16 protein-coding genes are annotated in these 16,347 nt (G+C 59.6%); all 16 read right to left on the bottom strand.

Translation table 11 applies throughout. The features are described from left to right. Positions 1–10: 10 nt before the first annotated feature. Positions 11–655: a pilus assembly PilX N-terminal domain-containing protein gene (locus tag ACEW8N_RS12320; protein WP_373500126.1), complete on the bottom strand. Its 645-nt coding sequence runs from the start codon at positions 653–655 to the stop codon at positions 11–13. Positions 656–758: 103 nt separating this feature from the next. Further along, a complete protein-coding gene (locus ACEW8N_RS12325; protein WP_373500127.1) occupies positions 759–1,979 on the bottom strand; it encodes a PilW family protein in 1,221 nt (406 codons plus the stop codon). Between the two features lie 20 nt (positions 1,980–1,999). Then, entirely contained in the window at positions 2,000–2,380 is a 381-nt protein-coding gene (locus ACEW8N_RS12330; RefSeq protein ID WP_373500128.1) for a prepilin-type N-terminal cleavage/methylation domain-containing protein, read from the bottom strand. Beyond that, entirely contained in the window at positions 2,381–2,917 is a 537-nt protein-coding gene (locus ACEW8N_RS12335; RefSeq protein ID WP_373500129.1) for a GspH/FimT family pseudopilin, read from the bottom strand. A 451-nt stretch (positions 2,918–3,368) separates the two neighbouring features. Next, entirely contained in the window at positions 3,369–4,178 is an 810-nt protein-coding gene (locus ACEW8N_RS12340) for a phosphoribosylformylglycinamidine synthase subunit PurQ (protein WP_373500130.1), read from the bottom strand. Then, on the bottom strand, positions 4,175–7,171 hold the full coding sequence (locus tag ACEW8N_RS12345) for an AIR synthase-related protein (RefSeq protein ID WP_373500131.1): 2,997 nt from the start codon (positions 7,169–7,171) through the stop codon (positions 4,175–4,177). Before ACEW8N_RS12345 ends, ACEW8N_RS12340 begins: the two co-directional genes overlap by 4 nt. A gap of 30 nt (positions 7,172–7,201) precedes the next feature. Beyond that, on the bottom strand, positions 7,202–8,272 hold the full coding sequence (rseP, locus tag ACEW8N_RS12350) for an RIP metalloprotease RseP (protein ID WP_373500132.1): 1,071 nt from the start codon (positions 8,270–8,272) through the stop codon (positions 7,202–7,204). Next, positions 8,269–9,441 carry a 1-deoxy-D-xylulose-5-phosphate reductoisomerase gene (locus tag ACEW8N_RS12355; protein ID WP_373500133.1) on the bottom strand — a complete coding sequence of 391 codons (1,173 nt, stop codon included), beginning with the start codon at positions 9,439–9,441 and terminating at the stop codon, positions 8,269–8,271. The genes rseP and ACEW8N_RS12355 overlap by 4 nt, the downstream gene beginning before the upstream one ends. Positions 9,442–9,487: 46 nt before the next feature. Next, on the bottom strand, positions 9,488–10,315 hold the full coding sequence (locus ACEW8N_RS12360) for a phosphatidate cytidylyltransferase (protein ID WP_373500134.1): 828 nt from the start codon (positions 10,313–10,315) through the stop codon (positions 9,488–9,490). A gap of 79 nt (positions 10,316–10,394) precedes the next feature. Continuing rightward, the gene (locus tag ACEW8N_RS12365) at positions 10,395–11,138 is read right to left on the bottom strand and encodes an isoprenyl transferase (RefSeq protein WP_373500135.1); all 744 of its coding nucleotides are present in this window, start codon (positions 11,136–11,138) and stop codon (positions 10,395–10,397) included. Then, positions 11,128–11,685 (bottom strand): ribosome recycling factor, encoded by a 558-nt coding sequence (frr, locus tag ACEW8N_RS12370; protein ID WP_373500136.1) that lies wholly within the window; start codon positions 11,683–11,685, stop codon positions 11,128–11,130. Before frr ends, ACEW8N_RS12365 begins: the two co-directional genes overlap by 11 nt. A gap of 94 nt (positions 11,686–11,779) precedes the next feature. Beyond that, positions 11,780–12,571: a UMP kinase gene (gene pyrH / locus ACEW8N_RS12375; RefSeq protein ID WP_373500137.1), complete on the bottom strand. Its 792-nt coding sequence runs from the start codon at positions 12,569–12,571 to the stop codon at positions 11,780–11,782. Positions 12,572–12,577: 6 nt separating this feature from the next. Continuing rightward, positions 12,578–13,174: a translation elongation factor Ts gene (gene tsf, locus ACEW8N_RS12380; RefSeq protein ID WP_373500138.1), complete on the bottom strand. Its 597-nt coding sequence runs from the start codon at positions 13,172–13,174 to the stop codon at positions 12,578–12,580. Between the two features lie 27 nt (positions 13,175–13,201). After that, positions 13,202–14,083: a 30S ribosomal protein S2 gene (gene rpsB / locus ACEW8N_RS12385; RefSeq protein ID WP_373500139.1), complete on the bottom strand. Its 882-nt coding sequence runs from the start codon at positions 14,081–14,083 to the stop codon at positions 13,202–13,204. A gap of 258 nt (positions 14,084–14,341) precedes the next feature. Further along, complete coding sequence (gene prmC, locus ACEW8N_RS12390) at positions 14,342–15,253, bottom strand: peptide chain release factor N(5)-glutamine methyltransferase (protein WP_373500140.1); 912 nt, start codon at positions 15,251–15,253, stop codon at positions 14,342–14,344. Continuing rightward, positions 15,207–16,307, bottom strand: coding sequence for a peptide chain release factor 1 (prfA, locus tag ACEW8N_RS12395; protein ID WP_373500141.1), 1,101 nt, complete (start codon positions 16,305–16,307; stop codon positions 15,207–15,209). Before prfA ends, prmC begins: the two co-directional genes overlap by 47 nt. Between the last annotated feature and the right edge of the window lie 40 nt (positions 16,308–16,347).

Below are 16,347 nucleotides of genomic sequence, written 5' to 3' on the forward strand. Positions count from 1 at the left end.
GTTCATTCCGCTAAATCCCCTGGTCGAGCTGCGTCTGGGCCAGATCTCCCGAGTCGATACCTTCGAGATCGACGCCCTTGTTGGCCTTGTCCGGCCCGAAGTTCTGCTGGGCCGTGTAGGTGTGGACGGGCTTTTTGCTCTCTTCCGTCGTGTACTGACCCGAAACGCTGATCTCCACGCCGGAAAAACCGCCGTCCGGACCGCTCGCGACAGACCGGAGGAAGACGACCCCGTCCGTGGTTGACTGGTTGTCGAAGACCGTTACCGTGTAGGTGTGATCCCCAAAGGTGTTGTTATTAAGAAGATATTTCTCTCCCGGATAAATGGGATCCGAAACATCCGCCAGGGTGCTGGAGCCGTCAAACAGAAAAGCCCAGCTATCCACCGTCTTGCCGGCGTTGGCGTCCGGGTCGGCATTGTGGTCGTCGATCATCTGACCCAGCAGTTTTTTCCCGTGCTGAATGCCCGATTCCGCCGCGTAGAAGGCCGCCTGTTTCTTTTTGTTCGAGTTGCTGGTGAGAATTTCGAGCACCGATGTATTGGTGGCCGCCACGCCGATGATGGTGAGCACCACCAAGAGCAGCATGGTGACCACCAGGGCGGAGCCGTCTTCGGAGCATCCGATGCGCATGAATGACTGTCGATATGGCTTCATATCCTGTCTCCCCTGAGTTGTTTTGGTGAATGGAACGCCCGTACCACCGTTCCCGTTTCATCGCAGGCGCTTCGGGCGCATTTTCTATCGCCGTTCCGAAAAATCATTCCTCCGTGTCGTCACCCTCCGCACTGTCGTCGTCCGCATCGTCGTCTTCCGTATCTTCCCCCCCGCCGCCTCCCGTGGCGTCCTCGGGGGATTCCAGAGTCATATTCCGAACCTCGACCGTGACCTGGGAGAGCCTGCGGCGGAAATAGTCCGTTCCGTCTGCGGCAAGGTGATCCTCGACGGCGGGGCGGCCGTTCGCCTCCAGTTCCTTGCGGGCCCGGTCGGTCCGACCCAGGACGCTGATGCGGATGGCCCGGACCATGGCCTTGTTGGCGTCCGTCAAATCGTCGGCATTCAGGTCGGTGTCGTCCGAGCCGTCGATCCACTCATCCACCACATTGTCGTCATCGTTGTCCAGCCCGAATGCGAACTGCAGGTCTTCAATGTGTTCGGCCACGGGATCGGTCGTCTCCCCCCCGCCGGTAGAGATATTCGGATCAAAAGTCCGCATCAATATGCCGTCCTGAAGAAAATAATGAATTTCCGATATGGGTCCCGAGTCGAAAAATTTTATCTTGCTTCCGGCTGGATAACTATTCGTCGAGGAACCGTTCAGCGGCGTATTGGTGAAACTGCCTGCCCCCGAATCGACACTTGTGATGGCAATCCTGTCGGCCCGATCAGCGTCGGGATGGATGATCACGCCGATGATCGGCGTCCCTGAAGTCCCGTTCTGCTCACCTCCCCGACAATAGCAGGATCCGTTCCAAAGGTTGAAATTCGGCGCCGTCGACGCTAAATCCTCATTGACAAACAGGGTGGTTGAATCAACATCGATAGGATCGGTCGTTTCGCTCCCGTCACTCAGCAAATTTTTAAGCGTCAATTCCGGCAATGCGGAGCAGGATACTTCCCCGGAGGGAGGCGTTCCGCATGGATCGGGTATTGGAACGAAATAACGTACAGTCAGCGTATCACTTTCGCCCGCACCGCCGTTATTCTCGAAATCCAGAACCAAAAAGTTCTCCGCTGCAATATCCGATAGTCGTGGATAATCCGCAAACCCGGCCCCGGCCATGCGCACATCCCTTTCAATGAAGGATTTGGCGATGCGAAGGTCCTGCTGCATAGCGGCGACATCCTCCTGGATGTTGTAAGAGCTCTGGCTATAGTTAAATACGCCGATGGCCGCGCTGATGACGATCATCCCCAGCCCCAGTGCGATGAGCATCTCGATCAGGGTAAACCCTGACTGATGCCGACGTGGGTTCTCCATGGTCTTTGTTTCCCCCCTCATTATCTTGAAATGATCGTCCGAAAAGCGATCTGGTGGTTCTTCTTACCCGTCTGGTCGGTCCAGGAAACCTGAACCTCGACGGTCTTGACGCCGTCTTCTGGCGTGTCTTTCTGAACAATGGTCTTCCGGGTAAACCCATCATCGTCCATTTCCTCATCCTCGCTCACGACCTCTTCATAGGTCAGGTTCCGCAGGCCCTCCATTTTGTTCTGAATCCGCTCGGTCGCGCCGTTCAGCTTCGTTCCGTAGGCGTTTCCACTGATGGCGTTCACCTGCATGGCCGCCACCCCCAGGAGGCCGATGGCCAGGATCACCATGGCGATCAAAACCTCGAGCAGAGAAAAGCCGGCATCGCCTTTGACATCTCTCATGTGTTCCATTTAAGACTCCCATCCCTGGCCGTAGTTTGCCCACACCTTGATTCTGCCGGTCCGCGCAATGGACCCCACCGCAAACGTCTGCCCCTTTCCGTTCACCACATACACGGTTCCCGATTCACTGCTGCCGTCTGATTTGAACGTCACCCGGTTGCCCGAAAAGCTGACCCCGTCCTCGGGTTCAGTCCCGCCCGGCCTCGCCCCGGCCCCCTCCCCGATGCCAAAGGTGACATCGCCATAGCCTGGCAGACCAATCTCCTTCACCTTGACGTCGTCTTCCGTGTCCAGGGTCCGGTCGTCGCCGGCATGGATGAGTGAATAATTCTGGTTGGCCGTGTCAAACAGGACAACCCAGGTTCTGCCGTCCCGCATGGCGTTGATGCGGGCCATCTGGAAATGGGAGACGATATCCCTTCCCGCACTTTTGATCCGCGCCCTGTCCCGCTGCGCCATGAAGGTGGGAAACCCCATGGCCGCCACGACGGCGACAACGAGCATCGCGATGAGAAGCTCGATCATCGTAAATCCCTTATTTTTCATTATCCTCCCCTTCATTCCCGAAAAAGCGCATTAACTTTCTTCATATATGAATACAGCTTCCTCAAGCAATTAAAGTGCCAAAAGCAGTCGATTTGCCGCAAATCATTTAAGATATATATTTCAACCATGCGGGTTGAATCATATTCAACATCATTTCAATTAATTAAACTATGTACAATCTGAAGCGTCAGGCAAGTGTATGCCTGAAGGAGGTTGAATGATCGGCGTGAAGGTGGGGCAGGAGTCAAAAAAATGGCTGGAGAAACTAATAACTATTTTTATAGACCATAAACTTTTTTAATAGTTTGTTTAATATTTCTTACAATCAAGGCGCATGGACTTGCCGTTCGGAATCTCGCCTTCAAAAAAAAATCCGCCGCCTGAAAAACGGGCGACGGATCATTTCCGAATCGATTGAAACATCCCTGACGCTTCGATATTTCGGAAAAGATCATCCTTTCCGAACAAAATCGACGGCATTTTTGAGGAGTTGCACGCCCGGGGGGGGATCCCGCCGGTATTTCTCGTGCAGGGCCTTGTCCCGGGTCCAGCCCGGATGATTGGTGACGTGGTTGTAAGCCTCGGGGTGGGGCATCAAGCCGAACACCCGTCCCGTGGGATCGCAGATGCCGGCAATGTCCGCCATGGCGCCGTTGGGGTTGTCGGGAAACCGTCCCCCGGCAGGTTCCCCGTCGGGGGTCGCGTACTGCATCACGACCTGGTGATCCCGGATCAGGCGCTCCAGGATCGGCCCGTCGGCAAAGAACTTTCCCTCCCCGTGGCGAACGGGCAGGTAAAGGCGTTCCATGCCACGGGTAAAGACACAGGGGGAAGCCGGGTTCACCCGGAGATGGACCCAGTCGTCCCTGAAATTGCCGCAGTCGTTATGGGTCAGGGCCACCGACCGGCGCTGGTAATCCCCGTCGATCCCGGGCAGGAGCCCCAGGTTGACCAGGGTCTGGAAACCGTTGCAGATGCCCAGGACCAGGTTGCCCCTGCCGATGAAATCGAGGATCGCCTCTCCCACGGTGTTTTTCAGGCGGACCGCCTGGATCACGCCGGCGCCGTGGTCGTCCCCCCAACTGAAGCCGCCGATGAAGACCAGGATCTGAACCCCGTCCAGTCGATCGGATCCGTCGATCAGGGAATTGATGTGGACCCGCCGCACCCCGGCCCCGGCGCGCTCGAAGGCATAGGCGGTTTCATGGTCACAGTTGAGACCGTATCCGGTCAGCACCAGCACGTTCACATCGCGATTCATGCCAACTCTCCAAAGGTGCCTTTCCAGGCGGCTGTAAGATCGTCCACCGAAAGCGAGAGCAGTGCGCCGCCGTCCAGGCCCCGGATCGCCAGGTCAAGGGTGTCGGTCACTGTCCCGACACAGGCAAACGCCGTTTCGGCCATGATTTTCTCAAATTCGGGGCAATGCCCGGGCGGGACCGTCACGATAAACCGTCCGGCGGACTCGGAAAAAAGGACGGCATCCGCCCGGTCAACGCCCTCCCCCGGGACCTTCGCGAGATCCACCTCCATTCCCAGATGGCCGCCCATGGCCGCCATGGCCAGATGGACCCCGAGCCCTCCCCGATAGACGCCGTGGACCGAGGCCGCGAGGCCCCTGGAAACGGCAGCGGCCAGGGCCGCGTACAAGGCAACGGTCTCTTCGGTCCGGACCTGCGGCACATTGAGGCCGATATAGCCCAGGTGGGCATAGTACTCGGAGGCCCCCAGCTCATTCCGGGTCGTTCCAAGGACATAGACCCGGTCGCCAGCCGCCTTGGCGTCCATGGTGACGCAACCATGGATGTCCTCGATCACGCCGATGGTCGAGAACTGGAGGGTCTCCAGGGCCGAGACCTTGTGGCTTTCCCCGTACGGCCCCGTCAGGTGACCGTCGACGTACATGCTGTCCTTTCCCGAGAGCAGGGGGATTTTATAGGCCATGCACAGGTCTTTCAGGGCGCGGCAGGCCCGGACGAGTTGGGCGGCCTTGAACCGGCCGTCGGGGTTCTTTTCGGGATGGTGCTGGATGCTGGGCCAGCAGAAATTGTCCACCCCGCCGATGTGGCCGACATCCGCGCCCACGGCGATCAGCCGGCGCACGGCTTCGTCAATGGTGCAGGCCGTCATGTGATAGGCGTCGATGGCGGAGTAGAACGGCAGCAGCGCCTGGGAAACCGCAAGGCCCCGGCTCGAGGCCAATACCGGCCGGATGACCGCGGCGTCGGAGGCTGCGTCCCGATGCGCCCCGACCAGGGGCTTGATGACGCTGCCGCCCTGAACCTCGTGGTCATACTGCCGGATGATCCATTCCTTGGAGCCGATGTTGGGCCGCGCCAGCAGGTCCACCAGAAGCCGGCCGTACTCCTTCGGCGGCTGCACGACCGGCTCGATCAGGCCCCGCGCCTCCGGAGAGAGCCACACGGCGTCGAATTCCCACTGGGGAAAACCCGCGGTCAGCAGATCCATGTCGACATAGGCGCAGGTCCTTCCGCCGTAGGTGATGTGGAGCTTTCCGGTATCGGTGTACCGCCCGATGAGGGTGCTCTCCACGGCGTGCTTTCTCGACAGGGCCATGAACCGGTCGAGATGCTCAGGCTTGACGGCGACGGTCATACGTTCCTGGGACTCGGAGACCCAGATCTCCCATTGGTCGAGGCCCTCGTATTTGAGGGGGACATTTTCCAGATATACCTCACATCCATTGCTGTAGCGCGCCGACTCCCCCACCGAGGAGGAGAGCCCGCCGCCGCCGTTGTCGGTGATAAAGGCGATAAGGCCGTCGTCCCGGGCCTCCAGGAGAAAATCGTGCATTTTTTTCTGCGTGTAGGGGTCGCCGATCTGGACGTGGCCGGCCGGGGTGTGCTCCGAGAAGACCTCCGAGGAGGCGGTGACGCCGTGGATGCCGTCCTTCCCCACCCGTCCGCCGCACATGATCAACAGGTCGCCTGCGGTGGTCGTCTTCTTTTCTGCGGGCTCTCCGGCGAGAAAGGCGGGCATGATGCCCACGGCGGTGACGAAGACCAGGCATTTGCCCATGTATCCGGGATCGAAGGTGACCTGCCCGAAGGTCGTGGGGATGCCGCTCTTGTTCCCGCCGTCCCGGACCCCTTCGATGACGCCGTCCAGAAGCCGCCGGGGATGGAGGCGGGGTTTCAGTTGCCCGTCGTAATCCCGGGGGCCGACACAAAAGCCGTAGGTTCCCATGACGAGCCTGGCGCCCTTTCCCGTCCCCATGGGGTCCCGGTAGACCCCGACGATGCCGGTGATGGCCCCGCCGTAGGCCTCCATGTTGGAGGGGGAGTTGTGGGTCTCCCCGGTGATCACATAATGATGGTTCTCGTCGAACCGGCCGGCCCCGGCGTTGTCCCAGAGCACGGAAACCACCCAGGGCTTCTTCGCCTGGAGCGCCAGGGTGGGCTCCTGGATGAAGGTTTTGAAGAGATTGTCCACGATCTCCACCGGCGCGTCCGGACCGGACCGATACCGGAAAAGCCCGCCAAAGGTGTTGTGGTTGCAATGGTCGCTCCGGGCCTGGGAGATATATTCGAGTTCCACGTCCGTGGGGTCGGACAGGCCGATCGACGCCCGATTCACCCGGACCGAATCCTTGAGGAAGTAGGCGCGGATGACCGGGATGTCGTTGGGATTCAGGGCGAGGTTCCGGGCGTCGCTGATCTGCTGAAGGGTCCGGTCGCTGTCGATGGGGAGGGTCGAAAGCGTCGGGGTGTGGTTGAGCTTGACCCTGGGGACGATGATGCCGATCCCTGCTTCCGGGTCCCACCGGTCTTTGCCGATCACCCGCCACTGCTGGATGATGTCGTTGGCCAGAAGCTCCTCGGCCAGCCGGTCCACCTGGCCTGCGGTGAGCGCCTTGCCCGTGAGGCAGTAGCGTTTTGAGGTGTACACCGCCGCGTCGGGCGGGAGCGCCGCCCCCAGGATGTCGGCCATGGCCTCCATGGCCGTTGCCCCGGGATTGTCCCGGACGCCGGGGCGGTATCCGATCCAGAGGGTGAAATCAAAGGGCGTCGGAAGGGGGGCAAAGGAGGAAACCTGGGTGACGGGGTTGGTGAAAAGCTCCGTCCGCACGCGTTCCAGCGCCGCCGCCGGCAGGTCCGCATCCATCGTGACGACCTGAATGGTCCGGACATCCTCGATGTCGATGCCGAAATAATCCTTCGCCTTTCGGCGGATGCCCCGGCCCTCCGGGTCCGGAATATCGGACCGGATTGTGATCTCTAATCGATGTGGCATAAGCGTATGGTGGGTTGAAGGTTAGAAAAGTCAGCTCGTTGAAAATATCCGGCTGATGTCGTTGTAGAACACGAATATCATCAGCAGCAGCAGCACGAAGATGCCGGCCTGCTGCGCCACTTCCCTCACCCGCCGGTTCACGGGCTTCCCCATCACCGCCTCGATGAGGAAAAACAGGAGATGTCCGCCGTCCAGCACCGGAATCGGCAGGAAATTGAGAACGGCCAGGTTGATGCTCAGGAGTGCGATGAAAAAGACGAGGTTGGCGGCCCCTTCCCGGGCCTGTTCGCCGGCCATCTGGGCGATCATGATGGGTCCGCCCAGGGTTTTGGTGGAGACGACCCCCTGGATGAGCTTGACGATGCTCAACACGGTGAGATAGGAGATCTCATAGGTCTTGGCGAAGCTCTCGACGAATGCCTGCCCCAGCGTCATGTCTTTCCGGTGAACCACGCCCGCCGAGGCGATCCCGATGACATATCGCTCCGTATCCTCGCCGAACAGGTTCTTCATGACCGTCGTCTGGGGGATGACCCTGACGGTCCGTGCTTCCTCCCCCCGCTTGAAGGTCATGGTCAGCTCCCGCCCTTCGCTCTTCATGATGGCATCCGCCATTTCGTCCCATGTCGCGATGGCCCGGCCGTCGATGACGGTGATCCGGTCGCCCTCCCGCAGCCCCGATGCCTGGGCGGGCGTGCCCGTGTTGATGACGCCGACCACCGGTTCGAGCACATAGGACCCGGAAATCACGAAGATGCCGAAGAAGATCAGGACGGCGAGAACGAGGTTGAACATGGGCCCGGCGGCGACGATGATGATCCGCTTGAAGACCGATTTATGGGTGAACGAGAACGGTATGTCCGCCGGGTCGATGTCGGCGTCGGGCTCCTCTCCGACCATCTTTACGAAACCACCCAGGGGGATGCCCGAGATGCGGTAATCGGTTCGACCCACGGTTTTCCCCACCAGCCGGGGCCCGAAGCCCAGGGAAAACACCTCGACGCCGACGCCGCAGAGCCGGGCCACCAGAAAATGCCCCAGTTCGTGGAAAAACACCAGCACGCCCAGGACGATGATAAAGGCAAAAATACTTGTGCTCATGACAGCTGACCCTGTATCTTCATAATGTGTTCTTCCGCCGTCTCTCTGGCCCAACCATCGGCATCGAGAAGATCGGAAAGCGACGGATGGTCCACCCTGGAATGACGGCCCATGGCGGATTCAATCACCCCGGGGATGGCGGTGAAGGGTATCCGAGCATCCAAGAACGCCGCCACCGCCACCTCGTTGGCGGCGTTCAGCACCGCCGGCATGGTTCCCCCGGCTTCGCACGCGCCGAACGCCAGGTCGAGGCACGGGAATTTGGCCCGGTCGGGCGCCTCGAAGGTGAGCGCCCCCAGGGCGGCGAAATCCGGCGCCGGCTGCTGGATGGGCAGCCGCTCGGGATAGGACAAGGCATAGGCGATCGCACCCTTCATGTCTGGAACGCCCAACTGCGCCATGACCGATCCGTCCCGGAAGGCCACCATCGAATGCACGATGCTCTGGGGGTGAACCACGACCTCAATCTGTTTTTCGGAAACCCCGAACAGCCATTTGGCCTCGATCACCTCCAGCCCCTTGTTCATCATGGTCGCGGAATCGATGGTGATTTTCCGGCCCATTTCCCAATTGGGATGCTTCAGGGCATCGGCGGGCGTGATCTTCGTAAAATCAGCCGGAGGCGTACGCCGAAACGGGCCGCCGGAGGCTGTGAGCAATATCCTGTCCAGATCCTCCCGCCGCTGCCCGGAGAGGCACTGAAAGATGGCGCTGTGTTCGCTGTCGATGGGCCGGATCGTCACCCCGTTTTGGGCCGCCTGACCCATGACGAGTTCCCCGGCCATGACCAGGGTCTCCTTGTTGGCCAGGGCGATCTCCTTCTTCGCTGAGATCCCCGCCAGCGTCGGCGCGAGACCGGCGGCGCCCATCATGGCTGCGACGACCATCCCGCTGCCGCCGTGTTCGGCGGCGATCCGGTAGCCCTCCTCCCCCGAAAGGATCTCCACCCTCACTTCGGCCGGAAGAAGGCTGTCCAGCCGGTCCGCCCGGTCACGGTCGAAAACCACCGCAATGTCCGGCCGGAAGCGCTCAATCTGTCGAGCCAGCAGTTCGACATTGTCCCTGGCCGTGAGGGCAGCGACCCGGAAGCGCTCCGGAAACATCGAAACGATGCTCAAAACGTTGCGGCCGATAGACCCGGTGGACCCCAGAATGGACAATTGCTTCATTTCAAATTCCCGGAACCCGCCACATGCGATGGGCGGAAGTCTCTCATCAGACCCACAATATAAATTTTTTAAAAAAATATGCAACCGGCAGGGCGAAAAGCAGGGCGTCGATCCGATCCAGCAGCCCCCCGTGGCCCGGAAGGATCGCCCCGGAATCCTTGACCCCCGCAGCGCGCTTGAACTCCGACTCGTAGAGGTCACCGATCTGTCCGACGATCCCGAGAATCAGGAAAAACAGAACGCTCTCCCCCCAGAGCAGCCTGGGAAAGAACATGACCTTGAAAAGCGCCCCCACCGCCACGTTCCCCATGAGTCCGCCCATGGACCCTTCGATGGTCTTTCCCGGGCTGACCGACGGACACAGCTTGTGCCGCCCCAAATAGGTCCCCGCGTAGAGCGCGCCGATGTCGCCTGCGAAGACGACGGCCAGGATGAAAAAAAGCCAGCGCATGCCGTCTGCCCCGTCCCGGATCAACACGGCGAAGGAGAGCATCAGGGGGATGTAGATCAGGGCCTGGCCCGCCTTGACCGCCGTTTCGATGATCCGCCTGTCGGCGTTGAACCGTGTAAACGAAAAAAGTGCGCACAGGATGAGGTTCACGGCAAGAATGAAGACGACGAGATCAACGGAAAATTTGTGGGCGGTCCAGATGATGGCGGGCGCGGTCAGGATGGCAAGGAGGGGGATCACCCCCGAACGAGGCCTGGATTTCTCGGGCTGATCCGGATCGGCCAAAGCGATGTTGAAATATTCCCACAGGGAGAGGATGCTGACCCCGGCGATAAAAACGGCAAAGGCGGCGCCCCCGGAATAGATGAGATAAACGAGAAACGGAAGGGCGGCAAGGCCGGTAATCCATCGTTTTGCATGCATTGACGACTCCGGATAGGCAGAGCATAATAGGTTCTTTGGAGAGGCCTTCAAGGGGATCTGCCCATGAGGCCCTGAGGCATCAGTTCACCCGACCGAATCGGCGCTCCCGTCGCTGGAAATCCTTCAGGATCTGAATCAATTCCGCCTCGGTGAAGTCGGGCCAAAGGGTCTGGGTGAAAAAAAGCTCGGCATAGGCAATCTGCCACAGCAGAAAATTGCTGATCCGCATCTCCCCGCTGGTCCGGATCAGAAGGTCCGGGTCTCTCATTCCCCGGGTGTAGAGGCGGCCTTCGACCGTTTCTTCGGTGACAGCATCGGGCGAAAGCAGCCCGGCCTTGGACTCCAGGGCGATCTGCCGCGCCATGCGGACGATCTCCTCCCGGGCCCCGTAGCTCAGGGCAAGGTTCAGCGTCATGCCGTCGTTGCTGCGGGTCCGGTCCTTGACGAGGTCTATGGTCTGCCGGATGTCTTCGGGCAGGTGCTCGGTCTGACCAATGGTGTTGAAGCGGATGTTGTTCCGGATCAGCTCCGCCTCTTCGGACATCAGAAACTTGCGGAGCAGAAACATCAGAGCGCCCACCTCGGCCTTGGGACGGCCCCAGTTTTCGGTGGAAAAGGCAAACAGGGTCAAAACCGATATGCCGAGCCTGCGGCACGTCCGCACCATCTCCCTCACGACATCCGCGCCTTTCTCATGTCCCTTGACGCGGTTCAGCATGCGCTTCCTGGCCCACCTGCCGTTGCCGTCCATGATCATGGCGATATGGCCGGGCATCCGCTCCGGGTCCAGGCCATGCCCGATCGCAGAGGTTTCAGAACTCAAGGATCTCTTTCTCTTTATCCCTGTAGATCTCATCCACCTTTTTGATGTATTCGTCGGTAATCTTCTGGATCTGATCCTGGGCCTTGAAGGCATCGTCCTCGGAGATTCCCCCATCCTTCTTGAAGCCTTTGATCAGTTCGTTGGAATCCCGCCGGATATTGCGGATGGCCACCTTGAAATCCTCGCAGGTCTTGTTCACGATCTTGACCAGCTCTTTACGGCGCTGCTCGGTCAGCGGCGGAATGGTGATCCGGATTATCTTTCCGTCGTTCGAGGGGGTGAGCCCCAGGTCCGATTTCTGGATCGCCTTTTCGATCTCCTTGATCGCGGAAACGTCCCACGGCTGAATCATGATCAGCCGGCTTTCGGGAACCTGGAGCGACGCCATCTGGGCCAGGGGTGTAGGTGTCCCGTAGTAGTCGGCCTTGATGCCGTCGAGCAGGGACAGGGAGGCTCGCCCCGTGCGGACCCGCTTCAGGTCGTGCCTCAGAGATTCGATGGACTTCTGCATCCGTTCCCGGGATTCCTGGTAGGTTGACTCAAGCATAGGTGTTCTCCCAATTCATCGCTTCATATTCTGGATCGCTTCATGTTCTAAGCCCATGGTCCGCCCCTCCGGCGATGGCTTCTCTGTCACGGTGTCAGCCGGCATCCTGAATCGACTGCCGGGTATCGGAAGCAGGCGCAGGCTGCCTCAGGCGGGTTCTGGAGTCCGCCTGATTATCGATTCTCGATCCGACGGACTCGCCGCAGACCACGCGCCGCATGCTTCCCTCGTCGCTCAGGTTGAAGACGATCAGGGGAAGGTCATTGTCCATGGCAAGGGAAATGGCCGTCATGTCCATTACCTTGAGCTGCCGCTCCAGCACGGACATGTAACTGATATGCTTGATGAAAGCGGCGTTTTCGTTCACCGCCGGATCCGAATCGTACAGCCCGTCCACCTTGGTGGCCTTCATCAGGATTTCAGCGTGGATCTCCTGGGCTCTCAGGACGGCGGCCGTATCCGTCGTGAAATAGGGGTTTCCGGTCCCGGCGGCAAAGATAACCACCCGCCCCTTTTCCAGGTGGCGCACCGCCCGCCTCAAAATATACGGTTCAGCCACCTCATGCATGGAGATGGCGGTCTGGACGCGGGTCTGAACGCCCGACTGCTCCAGGGCGTCCTGCAGCGCCAGACTGTTGATGACCGTGGCCAGCATCCCCATGTGATCGGCGGAAGCGCGATCCATGTTGTAGGAACTGGCCGCGATCCCCCTGAAGATGTTTCCCCCGCCGACGACAACGGCCACCTCGCACCCCATATCCAAAATGGATTGGATTTCGCGGGCAACGTATTTGATCATCGACGGGTCGATGCCGAAGCCCTGATCCCCCATCAGGGCTTCGCCGCTCAACTTCAGCAAGACCCGTTTGTAGCTTGGCGTTGTCAAAATAAATTATTCTCCCAATTGAAATCGGGCAAATCGTCTGATGACGATGTTCTCGCCGGTCTTGGCGATCACCTCGTTCAAATAGTCGGCGATGGACACATCGGGATTCTTTACATAGGCCTGGTTCATCAGGCATACGTCCTTGAGGAATTTGGCGATCTTTCCGTCAATGATCTTTTCGACGACCGACTCGGGTTTTCCGGTTTCCAGGGCCTGGGCCCGGTAAATATCCTTTTCCCGAGCCAGAACATCCGCCGGAACGTCATCCGGCACAATCCCCGCGGGGCTGGTTGCGGCGATGTGCATGGCGATATTTCTGGCAAACTCCTTGAAATCATCGGTTTTGGCCACGAAATCGGTTTCGCAGTTGACCTCGACCATGACCCCGATCTTTCCGCCCATGTGGATATAGGACTCCACCACGCCCTCACTCATGGCCCGGCCGGCTCTTTTCTGGGCCGTGGCCAGGCCTTTTTTCCTCAGGAAGTCTATGGCCTTGTCCATGTCGGCACCGCATTCCCCCAAGGCCTCCTTGCAATCCATGATACCGGCTCCGGTTCGCCCCCGGAGTTGTTTAACCATTGCTGCGCTGATCTCTGTCATCGTTGTTCTCCTGTGCCCGCTGCATCGTTACTCTGCATCATCGGTCTCATCTAAATCGGCATCGGTGGGTTCCGCGGCCGTCCGCTTGATGATCTCCACGACAGGGCCGTCCGTGCCGTTCGAGATCACCTTTCTTTCACCCGGCTTCAAGTCTGCGCTGGCGGCGGTCACCTCGGAGAGGTCTTCTTCCATCTCTTCCGCCTGCGCAAGCTGTTTCTCCGAATGAAGCTCCCTTCCCTCCATGCAGGCATCCGCCATTCTGGATGTGATGAGCCGGATGGATCGGATGGCGTCATCGTTTCCGGGAATGAGGTAGTCGATCTCATCGGGGTCGCAGTTGGTGTCGACGATGGCAACCGTCGGGATGCCCAGCCGTTTCGCCTCGCGGACGGCGATGGTTTCATTCTTGGGGTCAATGATAAAAAGCGCGCCCGGCAGACGCGTCATGTTGCGGATCCCGCCCAGGTTGGTGTCGAGCTTGAGCCTCTCCTTGGCAAGCCGGAGGCGCTCCTTTTTGGTATAGAGGCCGCTCATCTCCTCATCATTCAAAATCTCGTTCAGATGATTCAACCGATCGATGCTCTGCTTGATCGTTTGAAAATTGGTCATCATGCCGCCCAGCCAGCGGTTATACACATAATACATCTCGGAGCGGTTCGCCTCTTCGTAGATCGCGTCCCGGGCCTGTTTCTTCGTTCCCACAAAAAGCACCGATTGGCCGCCGGCAACCGTATCGCGAATAAAATCGTAGGCGGTCTTGAACATCCGGACCGTCTTCTGAAGGTCGATGATATAGATCCCGTTTCTTGCGCCGAAGATATAGGGTTTCATTTTCGGATTCCAGCGCTTGGTCTGATGACCGAAGTGAACGCCCGCCTCGAGCAGGTCTTTCATGGTGACATACGCCATTGTTGATTTCTCCCTTGGTTGTTGGTTTTTCCACCGCCCTTTTCTTCCCCGGTGCCGACTTTTTCAGCAAAAGCACCCGGCATCAGGTCCAAAGGCGTGCGATTTCAAATCGGAAAAATGTACCAGACTCAATTCCAATTCGCAACTTCTTTTTATCGTGACCCTCAAGATGACGGCTCAGCTCCACCCCGGGCGCCGCCCGCGCATGTCACCCGGGGATTCTCACGCAGCCGACATTCCCATGCGGGAGGCCGACCCTCATTTCCTCCGGATGCTCGCCACGCGAAGGTGGCCGCCGTAATCCCGGATGAAGGCGCATTCGGCATATGCCCCGGACAACTCGACAATTCTCTCGATATCCGCGCTCTGGTCGTGGCCGATTTCAAGCAGGAGATGCCCGCCGGGCCGCAGGTAATCGGGGGCCTGCCCGATGATGGTGCGGATCGGCCCCAGCCCGTCGGCGCCGCCGTCCAGGGCGCCCCGGGGCTCGTATCGGGACACCTCGGCCTGGAGTCGATCGATTTCAGCCGATGGAATGTAGGGCGGATTGGACAGAATCATATGAAACGGCGTCATCCCGGGCCGCAGGCAGGAAAACCAGTCCCCGGAAAAGAAGAGAAGATTCCTGTCCAGCCCATGGCGCCTGGCGTTCTGCACAGCGACGCCAAGGGCCTTTTCCGAACGGTCGGACGCCGCGATGAGCCCCGTTCTCAGTTCAGCGGCCAGCGCCAGGGCCACGGCCCCGGACCCCGTGCCCAGCTCCAAGACCCTCAGCGGCGGCCCCGCTCCCGCATCCGCGCTCTTAGGCGGGGCCAGCAGCTTTAGGGCCGCCTCCACGAGGCACTCGGTTTCGGGGCGGGGAATAAGGACGTCCGGCGTGACGATCATGGACAGGGACCAGAACTCCCTCTCCCCCACAATATAGGCGACCGGCTCCCGACGCATCCGCCTCCGGATGGCGGTTTTGAGCCTTGACAGCTCGTCCTGGATCAGGGGCTGGTCGTAGCGGATGTAAAGGTCTATCCGCTTGAGCCCCAGGACATGCGCGAGGAGAATCTCCGCAGAAGCTCTGGGGCTTTCGATATCATGGGAGTTGAGATAAGACGTCGTCCACTTGAGGATGCTAAGAATGGTCCATGGCGGGTCTTCGGTCTGCGCTGGGTTCTGCATGCTTCAATGCATGGGCCTGGTAATAGGTTATCAATTCTTCAACCACCATGTCCAGATCACCCTGGAGGATCATCTCCAGCTTGTACAGGGTGAGCCCGATGCGGTGGTCCGTGACGCGGCTCTGTGGAAAGTTGTACGTCCGGATGCGTTCGCTCCGGTCCCCGCTGCCGATCTGACTCTTTCGTTCTTCGGAACGTTTTTCGTGCTGCTCCTGGATCATGCGGTCCAGAAGCCTCGCCCGCAAGACCTTCATCGCCTTGTTCTTGTTTTTGAGCTGGGACTTCTCGTCCTGGCAGGTGACGACCAGCCCCGTGGGCAGATGGGTGAGCCTTACGGCGGAGTCGGTGGTGTTCACGGACTGGCCTCCGGGCCCGGTCGAGCGATAGACATCCACCTTGACTTCGTTCGCTTCGATTTGAAGGTCCACCTCCTCGGCCTCGGGAAGCACCGCCACGGTGACCGCCGATGTGTGGATACGCCCCTGGGTTTCCGTCTCCGGAACCCGCTGGACCCGATGGGTGCCGCTCTCATATTTCAGGCGGCTGTAGGCCCCCTTTCCCTTGATGAGGGCGATGATCTCCTTGAGCCCCCCCACCCCCGTGGCATGATGGCTCATGATCTCGATCTGCCAGCGCCTGATTTCGGCGTAGCGGCTGTACATGCGGAAAAGATCGGCGGCAAAAAGACCGGCCTCTTCCCCGCCCGTACCGGCACGGATCTCGATGATCACGTTCTTGTCGTCGCTGGGGTCCCTGGGGATCAGGAGCTTTTTGAGCTCCGCTTCGATACGCTCTTTTTCCTGGTTGAGCAACTGGATTTCATCCCGGGCCAGCTCCTTGATCTCCGGATCGCCGTCTCTCAGCAGCTCCAGGCTGCCGTTCAGGTCGTCCACGGTTTTCTTGTACTCCCTGAAAACCGTCACGACCTTGCCGATATCGGCATGCTCGCGCATGTATTTCTGGTAGGCCTCCCGATCCTGAACCACCTTCGGGTCGCTCAGGAAGGCCTCAACCTCCAGAAAACGCTCCTCTATCCCTTCCAGTTTGTCAAACATAATGCACCCGGATCACCGGTCCTTCACCGCCCGACCGGAC

This window comes from Desulfococcus sp. (assembly GCF_041737845.1).
GTDB lineage: Bacteria > Desulfobacterota > Desulfobacteria > Desulfobacterales > Desulfococcaceae > Desulfococcus.

Bases quoted from the DNA above. Each gene is read 5' to 3' on its own strand.
- rseP (WP_373500132.1), bottom strand. From the start codon at position 8,272: ATGAGCACAAGTATTTTTGCCTTTATCATCGTCCTGGGCGTGCTGGTG.
- ACEW8N_RS12360 (WP_373500134.1), bottom strand. From the start codon at position 10,315: ATGCATGCAAAACGATGGATTACCGGCCTTGCCGCCCTTCCGTTTCTC.
- ACEW8N_RS12355 (WP_373500133.1), bottom strand. From the start codon at position 9,441: ATGAAGCAATTGTCCATTCTGGGGTCCACCGGGTCTATCGGCCGCAAC.
- prmC (WP_373500140.1), bottom strand. From the start codon at position 15,253: ATGCAGAACCCAGCGCAGACCGAAGACCCGCCATGGACCATTCTTAGC.
- ACEW8N_RS12325 (WP_373500127.1), bottom strand. From the start codon at position 1,979: ATGGAGAACCCACGTCGGCATCAGTCAGGGTTTACCCTGATCGAGATG.
- tsf (WP_373500138.1), bottom strand. From the start codon at position 13,174: ATGACAGAGATCAGCGCAGCAATGGTTAAACAACTCCGGGGGCGAACC.
- frr (WP_373500136.1), bottom strand. From the start codon at position 11,685: ATGCTTGAGTCAACCTACCAGGAATCCCGGGAACGGATGCAGAAGTCC.
- ACEW8N_RS12335 (WP_373500129.1), bottom strand. From the start codon at position 2,917: ATGAAAAATAAGGGATTTACGATGATCGAGCTTCTCATCGCGATGCTC.
- ACEW8N_RS12340 (WP_373500130.1), bottom strand. From the start codon at position 4,178: ATGAATCGCGATGTGAACGTGCTGGTGCTGACCGGATACGGTCTCAAC.
- prfA (WP_373500141.1), bottom strand. From the start codon at position 16,307: ATGTTTGACAAACTGGAAGGGATAGAGGAGCGTTTTCTGGAGGTTGAG.
- rpsB (WP_373500139.1), bottom strand. From the start codon at position 14,083: ATGGCGTATGTCACCATGAAAGACCTGCTCGAGGCGGGCGTTCACTTC.
- ACEW8N_RS12320 (WP_373500126.1), bottom strand. From the start codon at position 655: ATGAAGCCATATCGACAGTCATTCATGCGCATCGGATGCTCCGAAGAC.
- ACEW8N_RS12345 (WP_373500131.1), bottom strand. From the start codon at position 7,171: ATGCCACATCGATTAGAGATCACAATCCGGTCCGATATTCCGGACCCG.
- ACEW8N_RS12330 (WP_373500128.1), bottom strand. From the start codon at position 2,380: ATGGAACACATGAGAGATGTCAAAGGCGATGCCGGCTTTTCTCTGCTC.